We start from the raw sequence: 11,931 nt of genomic DNA, 5'->3' as shown, positions 1-11,931 counted from the left end.
CACTCGTCGGGGGGAAGCGCGCTCGCGGCCCGGACGGCCTGCGCGGCGGTGGTCACCACCCCGGGGGCGGGCTGCCGTGACGCCCGTCCGGGAGCACCGTCGGTGGCGGCGCTGTCCAGGTCGCCGGGTGCGCCCGAGGTGGTCGGTGACTGTGGCTTTCGGGCGACCGCGATGCCCTTGGGGTCCCAGGCGACCAGCCCCCGTACGGTCCGCTGGGCGTCGGAGGCCTCGTACACGCCGACGGCCCGGTGCACGCGGTGGTCGACGACGGCGCGCACGGTGACCGTGCCGGACGAGGAGGACCCGGCGGCGCCCAGCGGCAGTCGCACCCGCACCTCCGAGGGGCTCGCCTCGTACGTTCGCAGCCGCGCCAGCGCCATGCGCTGGGCCTCGTCCTCCGACACGGGCCGCGGCCCGGGCTCCCCGCCCCAGGAGACGAGCAGGATCACCGCCCCGAGCACCGCCGCCACCGCCGCCGCCATCAGTGCGACGGCTCGCGCCCTCGTCGTATTGCCGACGCGTTCCCTCAGGACCCGCAAGAAGTTGCCCATGACTTGTCTCTACCTGCGGGGTGCGTGGCCCGCCGGTCGAGACCGGCGGGCGGCCCACCCCGGGTCACCCTCCCGGGTGCGTGGCCCGGGTCAGGCCGGGTACGCGTGGGTCTGCGTGGCCTTGACGGTCGCCCAGACCGCGGCACCCGGATGGAGGTCGAGTTCGGCGGCCGCGACGGTGGTGAGGTCGGCGGCGAGGGGGAGCTCGCCGGTGAGGTCGGCACGGATCTGGTCGCCGTGCGTCTCCAGGCCGCCCACCCGGCACTGCCACAGGTTGCGGGCGCTGGAGCCGGTGGGCCGGTCGCGGTGGAGGGTGACGGCGCTGGGCGGGAACGCGACGAAGACGGGGCCGGTGAGGTCCTCGGTGGTGGTGATCGCCGGGCCGGAGTCGAGCGTGACGGTGTGGCCCTCGGCCCGGCCCTTGTAGAGGTTCAGGCCGACGAGCTGGGCGATGTAGTCGGTGCGCGGGTGGCGGGCGATGTCCGAGGGCGTGCCCTGCTGGACGACGCGCCCGTGCTCGACGACGACGAGCCGGTCGGCCAGCACCATGGCGTCCAGCGGATCGTGCGTGACCAGCACGGCGACGGCCTCGAACTCGGCGAGATGGTGCCGGAGCTGGGCCCGCACATCGAGGCGGGTACGGGCGTCCAGCGCGGCGAGCGGCTCGTCCAGGAGCAGCAGCCGGGGGCGGGTGGCCAGCGCCCGGGCGAGGGCGACGCGCTGCGCCTGACCGCCGGAGAGGCGGCGGGGCCTGGCTCCCGCGTGGTCGGCGAGCCCCATACGGTCCAGCCAGGCCGCCGCAAGGGCGCGAGCCTCCGCCTTGGTGGCGCCCTGGCAGCGCGGCCCGAACGCCACGTTGTCGAGGGCGCTGAGGTGCGGGAAGAGCAGATAGTCCTGGAACACGACGCCGACCGGCCGGGACTCGGGCGGCGTACGGTCCAACGAGGCGCCGTCCAGGCGCAGATGGCCGCCGGTGAGCGGGGTGAGCCCGGCCAGGGCCCGCAACGCCGTTGTCTTTCCCGCCCCGTTGGGACCGAGCAGGGCGACGACGTCGCCGGGCGCGGCGGCCAGCGCGACGTCGAGGTGGAAGGAACCGCGGTCCACGACGAGATGGGCGTCGAGACCGGCACCGGTGAGGCCGGACGACTGGGGACCGGATGCCTGCGGGGTGTCGCGCCGGGCCTTCTCGGTCTTCTCGATGTCGGTCTTCTCGATGTCGGTCATGAGGCGGTCGTCATCCATCGGTCGCGCAGCCCGGCGAGGACCGCGATGGACACGGCCAGCAGCACCAGGCTGAGGGCGATCGCCGCCTCCGGGTCGCTCTGCAGGGCGAGGTAGACGGCCAGCGGCATGGTCTGTGTGCGGCCGGGGAAGTTGCCCGCGAAGGTGATCGTCGCCCCGAACTCACCGAGGGCGCGCGCCCAGGCCAGCACGGCGCCCGCCGCGACGCCGGGCGCGATCAGCGGCAGCGTGACCCGGCGGAACGCGGTGAAACGGGAGGCGCCGAGCGTCGTCGCGGCCTCCTCGTAGCGCGGATCGGCGGCCCGCAGCGTGCCCTCCACGCTGATCACCAGGAACGGCATCGCCACGAACGCCTCGGCCACCACCACCCCGGCCGTCGTGAACGGCAGCGTGATCCCGAACCACGAGTCCAGCCACTGCCCGACGACTCCGTTGCGGCCGAGCGCCAGCAGCAGCGCCACACCGCCCACCACCGGCGGCAGCACGAGAGGAAGGGTCACCAGTGCCCGTACCAATCCCCGGCCGGGGAAGTCCGTACGGGCCAGCAGCCAGGCCAGCGGTACGCCCAGTACCAGGCTGACGGCGGTGGCCGCGGTCGCGCTCACCAGGGACAGCTGGAGCGCCTGCCACACCTCGGTACTGCGCAACTGGCCGGGCAGGCTGCGCCACGGGGCCCGTACGAGCAGAGCGACCAGGGGCAGGATCAGAAAGGCCAGCCCGACGAGCGCGGGCACAAGGAGCGGCAGCGGCACACCTCTGCGGCCTCCCCCCGGCCCCTTGCCTCGGCCGGACCCCTTGCCCCGCCCCGCCCACTCGCCGCGGACACGCCCGCGCCGCGGACCGCCCACGAGGGTGTCGGCCGCGGCGTCGGACGGTGCGGAGCGGGTCACGGCTTGAGGAACCCGGCGGACGTCAGGACCTTCTGGCCCTCGGCGGACCGCACGAGCGCGATGAAGGCCTTCGAGGTGGCGGTGTTGCGCGCGTCCTTGAGCAGGGCGATCGGATAGTCGTTGACGGCCTTGGCCGACTCGGGAAACTCCACGCCCTCCACCTTGTCACCGGCCGACTTCACATCGGTCTTGTAGACGACGGCGGCGTCGGCCTCCTTCAGCTCCACCTTCGTCAGGGCCGCCTTGACGTCCTGCTCGTAGGAGACCGGGGTGAGCTTGAGTCCGGCGGCGTCCAGCGCCTTCTGCGCGGCGGCACCGCACGGCACCGTCTTGTCGCACAGTACGACCTTGAGGCCGGACCTGGTGAGGTCCTTCAGGGAGGCGACCTTGTCGGGGTTGCCGGGCAGGGTCGCGATCTCCAGCTGGTTGCGGACGAAGGTGACGGGGGCCGTGGCCGTGTCCTTCTTGTCGGTCACGAGCGCCATCGTCTTGGGGCTCGCGGCGGCGAAGACGTCGGCCGGGGCGCCGCCGGTGATGCTCGCGGCAAGGGAGTCGCTGCCGCCGAAGCTGAAGGCGACCTTCGTCCCCGGGTGCGCCTTCTCGAACTCCTTGCCGAGCGCCGTGAAGCTCTCCTTCAGCGAGGCGGCGGCGAACACGGTCACCGTGCCCGAGAGCTTCTGCGACGAGGAATCCGAGGACCCGGACCCGTCGGCGGAGTCCGAGTCGGACGACGAGCAGGCGCTCAGGGCGAGCAGGGCGGCGGCACCGACGCCGGCCACTTGCAGGGTCCTACGGGTCCGGCGAGCGGTACGGGTGATCACGGGGCCACTCCCTCTGGTCGGTCGCACACGGTCTCCCGGAGTCGACCCGGCGCATACGCAGATCATACTGACGCAGATGCAAGGCGGAAGTCTGCTGTCGCATCGCATGAGCTGGACCGATGGGGAACTGGACTCGCATGTGCGTTTGTACGGAGGGGAGGGTCTCCCGGTGCTGGGGTGCTCGGATGCTCAGACGCGGTCGATGTGCACGTTGGTGGACTTCACACGGGCGGTGGCCTCCACCCCGACCTCCAGCCCGAGCTCCTCGACGGCCTCGCGGGTGAGGAGGGAAACCAGCCGGTGCGGTCCGGCCTGGATCTCCACCTGGGCGGCGACGTCACCGAGCTTCACAGCGGTGACGATGCCGGGGAAGGCGTTCCGCACGGAGGTGGACGCGGTGTACGAGGCCCCCTCCTCCTCACCGGACCTGGCGAGCTCCACCGAGAAGGCGGCGAGGTCCCGGCCGTCGATGAGCCGCCGCCCGCTCTCGTCGCGGTGGGTGGCGACGCGCCCGGCGTCCGCCCAGCGCCGCGCGGTGTCGGGACTCACGCCGAGCAGCCGCGCTGCCTGGCCGATTGTGTAGGACTGCATGGGCGTCACGATAGGACGGAAACCCGCGCCCGGGCTGAGCGGAGGTGCCCGGGCCGCCGTACTGAAAGGGAGGGGAAGCCCACTTGGAGCCGACCCACGAAGCCGTCCCTGCCGGAGGTACCTCGCCCGTGGCCCTCACCAAAGCACCCGTGGCCGCCGCCGAAGCAGCCCCGCCCCGGGCAGAGCAGGGCACACCTCGGCCGGGCCGGCAGGGCCGGCAGTTCAACTCCTCCCTCGGGCTGACCATGCTGCTGCTCCTGGTGGTCGGGGCACAGGGCCCGGTCCGCCGGGCGCTGTCGGCGCCGGTGATGCAGAGCTGGATGACGGTGTTCGTGGCGGTGGTCGTCCAGGCGCTGCCGTTCCTGGTGCTCGGGGTGCTGCTGTCGGCGGTCATCGCCGTCTTCGTCCCGCCGACGTTCTTCGCCCGCGCACTGCCGAAACGGCCCGCCCTGGCGGTGCCGGTCGCCGGTCTGGCGGGGGCGGTCCTGCCGGGCTGCGAGTGCGCCTCGGTGCCGGTGGCCGGGGCGCTCGTACGACGGGGAGTCACGCCCGCCGCGGCGCTCGCGTTCCTCCTGTCGGCCCCGGCGATCAACCCGATCGTGCTGACGGCGACCGCGGTGGCGTTCCCGCGGAACCCCGAGATGGTCCTCGCCCGGTTCGCGGCGAGTCTGCTGGTGGCGTGTGCGATGGGCTGGCTGTGGCAGCGGGTGGGCCGCACCGACTGGCTGCGCCCACCGGCTCGCCCGGCATCGGAAGGGGCGGGCAAGGGGGCGGCGTTCTGGGGATCGGTGCGGCACGACGTGATGCACGCGGGCGGTTTCCTGGTCGTGGGCGCGATGGCGGCGGCGACGCTGAAGTCGATGGTCCCGGCGGAGTGGCTGCACGCGGCGGCGACGAACCCGGTGGTCTCCGTACTGGCCCTCGCGATCCTTGCCGTACTGCTGTCGATCTGCTCGGAGGCGGACGCGTTCGTGGCGTCGTCGCTCTCGCAGTTCTCGCTCACGGCGCGGCTGGCGTTCCTGGTGGTCGGCCCGATGATCGACCTGAAACTGTTCGCCATGCAGGCGGGCACTTTCGGCCGGGGGTTCGCGCTGCGCTTCGCCCCGGCCACGTTCGCGCTGGCCGTCCTCGTGTCGGTCGTCGTAGGGGAGGTACTGCTGTGAACCGGCAGGCACAGGCGGGCGTGCTGTTCCTTCTCGGCGTCGCGGTGCTGCACGCCGGCACCACCGACCTCTACCTGCGCTACGTCAAGGCCGGCCTGCGCCCGCTGCTGCTCGCGGCCGGGGTGGTCCTGATCGTCACGGCGGCGGCGACGCTCTGGTACGAACGCCGGGCCGCGCGCGAGGCTTCGCAGAAGGCCGAGTCAGCCTCCCCCGAGCGGGACGAGGAACCCGACACCGACGCCCACGGACATGCGGCGCACCGTGAACCCCGCATCGCGTGGCTCCTGGTCCTGCCCCTGTTCGCGCTGATCCTGGTCGCGCCGCCCGCGCTGGGTTCGTACAGCGCGATGCGCACCGGTACGGCCCTTCAGGAGCCCTGGGGCTATCCCAAGCTGCCCGCCGCGGGTCCCCTGCGGCTGAACGTGGTCGACTACGCCGGTCGCGCCGTCTACGACCACGGCCGTACCCTCCGGGGTCGCGAGGTCAAGCTCACGGGCTTCCTTGCCCTCGACCACAGCGGCGCGCCCTACCTCGTCCGGATGGCCCTCAACTGCTGCGCCGCCGACGCCCAGCCGGTCAAGATCGGCCTCTCCGGCCGGATCCCCCCGGTCCTCCAGCCGGACACCTGGCTGGAGGTCACCGGCACCTACACCCCCCACCGCACCAAGGACCCCGTCAACGGCGGCACCATCCCCTACCTCAACATCACCCAGGCCAACCCCGTCCCGGTCCCCCACGACCCATACGACGAGAGCTGGAACAACTGACCCCCGGCCCCGGGGGTGGGTGGGCAAACCCCTCTCACCTCATGGTTTGAACGCTCACCCGGGGTGGGTGGGCAAACCCCGGGGCACCCCTTTGTTTCCTTGGCGCCCGGTGTTGGTGCTGGTCGGGGGTGGGTCACGCAGCCCGGCGTTCACGGGGTGCCGCTGCGCCCACCCGTGCCGCCCCTGGCGGCACGATTGCCCGCAGCAACGTGGCTTCGCCGGCCCCCGGCGCCACACGCACCCCAGAAACGCGGCTTCGCGGACCCCCTGCGTCACACGCACCCACCGCTGCTGGGTGGGCAGCTGCCTCTAGCTGCACGCGCGCCCGCAGTGACGCGGCTTCGCCGACCAACCACGGGCACACGCACCCCCGCTGCTGGGTGTGCAGCCGCGCCCCCACGCCCCCGCAGTCGCGTACGCACGGAAGGGTCCGTGCCGGTACGTCTCTGCCCGTCGCGTAACAGGCCCCCAGCCAAGCTCCGCCATGCTCGACCCCGGGCAGTACGCCCACGAGGCGACGGGCAAGACGTACCGGCCCGGACCCGACCCGCCCACCGGCCCCCACGCGAACGGCGCCCACGCCAGCAGACGGCACGGACCCGACCCACCCGCACCCGCACCCACCCCGAAAACGTCACCACGCCTCCGTGCCGACCGACCGCTCCCCCGGCCCCTCCACCCGCCCCCGAACCCGCAGCGCAACCAGCGGAAACACAAGGACGGAGAGCATGGCCGCGCCCACCAGCGCAGCCGCCTCCCCCGACCCCAGCACCTTGTCGTCCAGCCCGATCGTCGTGATCGCGACGACGAGCGGCAGGCACGTGGAGGCGTACAGCGTCAGCGCCCGCCGATCGGCCCGGTTGAGATCGCGCGGCGCGAGCACGTACACCGGCAGCCCGCGGACGACGAGGAAGAGCAGCAGGAAGACCGGCACCAACGCCAGCACCCGCCCCCCGCCCAGCAGCGCGTCGAGGTCGAACTCGACACCGGTGACGATGAAGAACAGCGGTACGAGGAACCCGAACCCGAGCGCCTCGACCTTGCCGAGGACCTCCTCGCTGCTCTCCGGCGCCGCCCCGTGCAGCACCAACCGCGTCAACAGCCCCGCCGCGAACGCCCCCAAAAGCGTGTCCAGCCCGAACGCCTCGGCCAGCCCGAGCATGCAGACCAGCAGCAGCATCACGAACCGGACGGCGAACTGCCCGCTGCTGTGCAGCGTGGTCGCGATGACCCGGGCGAACCACGGCGGCCGCGGCCGCAGCGCCCACCAGATCCCGGCCGCGGTCACCGCGGCGAACGCGGCCAGCAGCGCCGTCGACTCGCCCGGCCGCCGCCCGCTGAGCAGCAGCGCCATGGCGATGACGGGCCCGAACTCGCCGACCGCACCGAACGCCAGCATCACGACGCCGAACCGCCCGCGCAGATCCCCGCTGTCGCGCAGGATCGGCAGCACGGTGCCGAGCGCGGTGCTGGTGAGCGCGGTCCCGACGACGAAGCTCTTGGACATGTCCGCGCCGGTGAGGGCGAACGCCAGCCCGAGACCGACGGCGAGGGAGACCAGCCACGCCCACACGGACCGCCGCAGCGTGTCCCCGCGGACGGCCGCGAACTCGATCTCGTACCCGGCGAGAAAGATCAGCATGGACAGGCCGAGGTCGGAGAGCGTGTCGATGACCTGGTCGTGATGGGCCCAGCCGAGGACGTCGGGGCCGATGAGGATGCCGAGCAGGATCTCGAAGATGACCAGCGGAATCCGCACCCACCGGCCGAGCCCGTACGCGACGAGCGGCGCGAGGACGGCGATGGCCATGATCAGGACGAGCGTGCCGGGAGCGTCCATGGTCCGCCCTCGCGCCCGTCACCCCGGGGCCCCGCCCGGCCGGCCCCTCACGCGACGGCGCCGGCGGGCCGGTAGACGGCGAGGGCCCAGATCACGAAGAAGTCGATGGCGATCACGATGACGCCCCAGATCGGCGCGTACGGCAGGAACATGAACTGCACGATCATGCTGAGCGAGGCGAGCAGGATGCCGGTGAGCCGGGCCCAGGTCGCACCCGTGAGGACGCCCAGCCCGGCGAGGGCTGCGACGACACCGAGGACCAGCAGGATCCAGCCCCACCCGGTCAGGTTGATCTTGTAGACGTAGTCGTCGACGGCGGCGTACACGTCGTCCTTGGAGAGGGCGGCGATGCCCTGGAGGACGGCCATGATGCCGTTCATCACCATGAGGATGCCGGCGAAGGTGACACCACCCCTCACCCAGGCGCTGTTGCCCGCGCCCGAGGGCCCGAACCCGCCCGGCCCGGGCGGGCCGACGGCCTGCTGATGGGAGGAGCTCCACACGGGAGGATTCCCGCCGGGCACCGCACCGGGCGCACCGGGCGCACCGGGCGCACCGGGCGTTTCGCCGGGCGTTGCGTCAGGCGTGCCGCCGGACTGCGACTGCTGGGTCATGGCCGGGCTCCGTCTCTCCTGGAGGTGCTCCGAGCCTGTCGCCGCAAGGATGCCGCCACCAGGCGGCCTGATCCGTTCGAGTGACACGGGGGCGCTGTGAAGTGAGGGCGCTGCACCGCGAGGGCGCACACCCGAGGGCGCCCACCGTGAGGGATACGCGGCGCTACGCCGCCTCGCGCGCCGCCACAGCCTCCCCCCACCGCACGCCGTCCACGATCGCCCGCCGCCAGCCATGGATCGCCTTCGGCGGCATCCCGACCGCGAGCGTCCCGCTCACCCGCTCGCCGGTGCGGTACGCCGCCACGAACCGCCCCTCGGCCAGGTCCCCGTCCACGACGGCGACTTCGTCGTGGCCGCGCAGATGGCCGAACGCCTGGATCCTCATGTCGTACTGGTCCGACCAGAAGTACGGCACGGGCGCGAACGGCTTGCGAGCGGCCGGGGCGAGCAGGTTGCGGGCGGCGGCCATGCCCTGCTCGGCCGCGTTGGTGCGGTGCTCGATCCGCATCGAGGTCCCGAAGAGCGGGTTGTACCAGCGGGCCACGTCCCCGGCCGCGTACACGCCGGGCGCGGCCGCGCAGTACTCGTCGCAGACCACGCCGTCGTCCACCGTGACGCCGCTGCCCGCCAGCCACTCGGTGTTGGGCAGCGAGCCGATGGCGACCAACACCTCGTCGGCCTCGACGAGTTCACCGTCCGCGAGCCGCACCCCGTCCTCGGTCACCTCGGTCACGGTGACCCCGCAGCGCAGGTCCACCCCGTGCTCCAGGTGGGCCCGGGACAGCACCCGGCCGACCGCCTCGCCGACGGCGTGGGCCAGCGGCACCGGCGCCGGTTCCAGCAGGGTCACCCGCGCGCCGAGACCACGGGCCACCGCGGCGGCCTCCGCGCCGAGGAACCCGGCACCGACCACCACCAGCCGCCGCCCGGGGCCCAGCCGCTCCCGCAGTGCGAGGGCGTCGTCGCGGGTGCGCAGCACGTGCGCGCCCTCGCCGGGCAGTCGACGAGGGCGTACGCCGGTGGCCACGATCAGTCCGTCGTACGTGAGCGTCGCCCCGTCCGCCAGCCGCACCGTGCGTTCCGCCGTGTCCAGCCCGGTCGCCGCCGCGCCGAGCCGCAGGTCGAGGCCGAGGGCGTCGAGGTCGGCGGGCGAGCGCAGGGGCAGCTGCTCGGGGCTCCAGGCGCCCGAGAGGATCTGCTTGGACAGCGGGGGCCGGTCGTAGGGGGCGTGCGGTTCGTCGCCGACGAGGGTGAGCGTGCCGTCGTAGCCGCCCTTGCGCAGCGCCACGACGGCCGCGAGCCCAGCGGCGGAGGCACCCACGACCACGATCCTGTTCCCCGGCGAGCCCGCAGAAGCGGCCGAACCCGCCGAACCCGTCAGCCCAGTCATAGCCGTCACCTTCGCCTCTGCCCGATGTCCTGCAGGCCCGATGTCCTGCAGGCCCGATGTCCCGCAGGCCAGATGTCCCGCCCGCGCCAGCCTCTCCGGCGGCGGTCGAACCCCGATCGACCGGCACTCGCGACCCGTCCAAGGGCGGGGCGGCGGTCCCGTCAGGCGTTGTTCAGATACGCCAGCACGGCCAGCACCCGGCGGTGCCCGCTGTCGCTCGTGGGGAGGCCGAGCTTGAGGAACACGTTGCCGATGTGCTTGCTGACGGAACGTTCGGTGATGACGAGGGTGTGGGCGATCGTGGTGTTGTCGCGGCCCTCGGCAATCAGTTCGAGGACCTCGCGCTCACGCGGGGTGAGCGAGTCGAGGGGCGAGTCGGTGCGGCGGGTGAGGAGTTCGGCGACGACCTCGGGGTCCAGGGCGGTGCCGCCGGCCGCGACCCGGGTCAGCGCGTCGAGGAACTCGTCGACCCGGCCGACCCGGTCCTTGAGCAGATAGCCGACACCGGAGGCGCCCCCGCCGAGGAGTTCGGCGGCGTACGACTCCTCGACGTACTGCGAAAGGACCAGCACGGGCAGACCGGGCAGCCGGCGACGGGCCTCCAGCGCGGCGCGCAGGCCCTCGTCGCGGAAGCCGGGCGGCATCCGCACGTCGAGGACGGCGGCGTCCGGCCGGTGGGCCAGCAGTGCCGGAAGGATCTCGGGTCCGGTCCCGACGACGGCGACCACCTCGTGGCCGGTCGACGTGAGCAGCAGGACAAGACCCTCGCGCAGCAGGGCGTTGTCCTCGGCGATCACCACACGCACGGCAGCTCCGCATCGATCACGGTCGGGCCCCCGAGGGGGCTGGTCAGGGCGAAGGTGCCGTCCAGGGCGGCGACCCGGCGCTGCATGCCGAGCAGCCCGGAGCCGCCCGCCTGGTGGGCGCCGCCGCGCCCCGTGTCGCGCACGGTCACCCGCAGCCCGGCCGGCTCCCGCAGCAGGTGCACCGAGGCCTGGGCGGCGCCGCTGTGCTTGGCGGCGTTGGTCAGCGCCTCGGCGACCACGAAGTAGGCGGCCGCCTCCACCGCGGCGGGGGCACGGGCGCCGGGCTCGGTGCCGTCCTCCAGGCCGTCCACCCGCACGGTGACGTCGAGGCCGCTGCCCGCGGCGAGCGCGCGGACCGCCCCGGCGAGACCCCGGTCGGTGAGGATCGGCGGGTGGATGCCGCGCACCACGTGCCGCAGCTCGGTCAGCGCCTCCTCGGCCTGGTCCTGCGCGTCGGCGAGGAGCTTGCGGGCGGCTTCCGGGTCCTGGTCGTAGGCGCGCCGGGCCAGCCCGATCCGCATGGACAGGGACACCAGCCGGGCCTGGGTGCCGTCGTGCAGATCGCGTTCGATCCGGCGCAGCTCGGCCCCGTGCGCGGCGATGGCGCCGGCCCGGGTCACGGTCAACTCCTCGACCCGCTCGGCGAGTTGGGCCCTGGGTCCGGGCTTGAGCAGCGCGGTGGACCAGCGGGCGTCCAGGTCCGCGAGCCGTCCGATCAGCGGCAGTACCCACGGCGTACGGTGCAGCAGCCCGCACCGTACGCCGTCCACGGCCAGCCCGACCGGCCACAGCAGCAGCGCGGGGGCGAGCAGGAAGCCGTAGGCGTAGTGGGCGACCATCCAGATCAGGTCGGCGAGGGTGCCCGGGTCGCGGACCGATGTGCGCAGCCGCTCGCGCAGTGGGCCGGTCAGCGGCAGATACGCCTCGGGGATCGGCGTACCCGTCCACAGGGCCGTCCGCTGCCGCTTGGCGCCGGCGATCCGGCGGATCAGCAGCACCGTCTCGGGCACGAGCCAGATGCCGACCACCACCAGCGCGCCGGTGGCGGTGATGAGCAGCACGGTGATGAAGATGATCGTGCCGAAGGCCATGAACGCGGCGAAGCCGAGCTGGAGTGTGGCCCGCGCCGCGTGCCGCACCGTCTTTCCCATGCTGATCAGGCTAGGGGGTGTTGTGAAAGTCCCGCACAGCACCCACGGCGCCCGGCACGCACCCTCGCCGCACCGGCCGAAGCCCCAAGTACGTCCAGTACGAGG

11 protein-coding genes and 1 pseudogene are annotated in these 11,931 nt (G+C 73.3%); 2 read left to right on the top strand and 10 right to left on the bottom strand.

Going from position 1 to position 11,931, the window contains the following annotated elements:
- The 5 genes and pseudogenes from ABZS97_RS40800 to ABZS97_RS40780 all read right to left on the bottom strand — a co-directional run.
- Positions 1-551 (bottom strand): annotated as a pseudogene (locus tag ABZS97_RS40800) (hypothetical protein); the annotation flags it as partial.
- Positions 552-641: 90 nt separating this feature from the next.
- Positions 642-1,775, bottom strand: coding sequence for an ABC transporter ATP-binding protein (locus ABZS97_RS40795; protein ID WP_356147654.1), 1,134 nt, complete (start codon positions 1,773-1,775; stop codon positions 642-644).
- Complete coding sequence (modB, locus tag ABZS97_RS40790) at positions 1,772-2,683, bottom strand: molybdate ABC transporter permease subunit (protein ID WP_356147651.1); 912 nt, start codon at positions 2,681-2,683, stop codon at positions 1,772-1,774. The genes ABZS97_RS40795 and modB overlap by 4 nt, the downstream gene beginning before the upstream one ends.
- Complete coding sequence (gene modA / locus ABZS97_RS40785; RefSeq protein ID WP_356147660.1) at positions 2,680-3,501, bottom strand: molybdate ABC transporter substrate-binding protein; 822 nt, start codon at positions 3,499-3,501, stop codon at positions 2,680-2,682. The genes modB and modA overlap by 4 nt, the downstream gene beginning before the upstream one ends.
- 192 nt (positions 3,502-3,693) lie before the next feature.
- The gene (locus ABZS97_RS40780) at positions 3,694-4,095 is read right to left on the bottom strand and encodes a helix-turn-helix transcriptional regulator (RefSeq protein ID WP_356147648.1); all 402 of its coding nucleotides are present in this window, start codon (positions 4,093-4,095) and stop codon (positions 3,694-3,696) included.
- A gap of 149 nt (positions 4,096-4,244) precedes the next feature.
- Between ABZS97_RS40780 and ABZS97_RS40775 the strand changes: the two genes are divergently transcribed.
- Entirely contained in the window at positions 4,245-5,258 is a 1,014-nt protein-coding gene (locus ABZS97_RS40775) for a permease (protein ID WP_356147657.1), read from the top strand.
- Positions 5,255-6,025 (top strand): TIGR03943 family protein, encoded by a 771-nt coding sequence (locus ABZS97_RS40770; protein WP_356147645.1) that lies wholly within the window; start codon positions 5,255-5,257, stop codon positions 6,023-6,025. The genes ABZS97_RS40775 and ABZS97_RS40770 overlap by 4 nt, the downstream gene beginning before the upstream one ends.
- Positions 6,026-6,659: 634 nt before the next feature.
- Here ABZS97_RS40770 and ABZS97_RS40765 read toward each other — a convergent pair.
- From ABZS97_RS40765 to ABZS97_RS40745, 5 genes are all read right to left on the bottom strand, one after another.
- Entirely contained in the window at positions 6,660-7,865 is a 1,206-nt protein-coding gene (locus ABZS97_RS40765; protein ID WP_356147641.1) for a cation:proton antiporter, read from the bottom strand.
- A 47-nt stretch (positions 7,866-7,912) separates the two neighbouring features.
- The gene (locus tag ABZS97_RS40760) at positions 7,913-8,479 is read right to left on the bottom strand and encodes a hypothetical protein (RefSeq protein WP_356147637.1); all 567 of its coding nucleotides are present in this window, start codon (positions 8,477-8,479) and stop codon (positions 7,913-7,915) included.
- A gap of 163 nt (positions 8,480-8,642) precedes the next feature.
- Positions 8,643-9,869, bottom strand: coding sequence for an FAD-dependent oxidoreductase (locus ABZS97_RS40755; RefSeq protein ID WP_356147634.1), 1,227 nt, complete (start codon positions 9,867-9,869; stop codon positions 8,643-8,645).
- A 161-nt stretch (positions 9,870-10,030) separates the two neighbouring features.
- Positions 10,031-10,675 (bottom strand): response regulator transcription factor, encoded by a 645-nt coding sequence (locus tag ABZS97_RS40750; protein WP_356147631.1) that lies wholly within the window; start codon positions 10,673-10,675, stop codon positions 10,031-10,033.
- The gene (locus ABZS97_RS40745; RefSeq protein ID WP_356147628.1) at positions 10,663-11,826 is read right to left on the bottom strand and encodes a histidine kinase; all 1,164 of its coding nucleotides are present in this window, start codon (positions 11,824-11,826) and stop codon (positions 10,663-10,665) included. The genes ABZS97_RS40750 and ABZS97_RS40745 overlap by 13 nt, the downstream gene beginning before the upstream one ends.
- Positions 11,827-11,931 lie beyond the last annotated feature (105 nt).

Source organism: Streptomyces sp. NPDC005485, assembly GCF_040606085.1.
Taxonomy (GTDB): domain Bacteria; phylum Actinomycetota; class Actinomycetes; order Streptomycetales; family Streptomycetaceae; genus Streptomyces.
The sequence above is the reverse complement of the archived record's forward strand: the minus strand, read 5'-3'. Positions and strand labels throughout refer to the sequence as shown.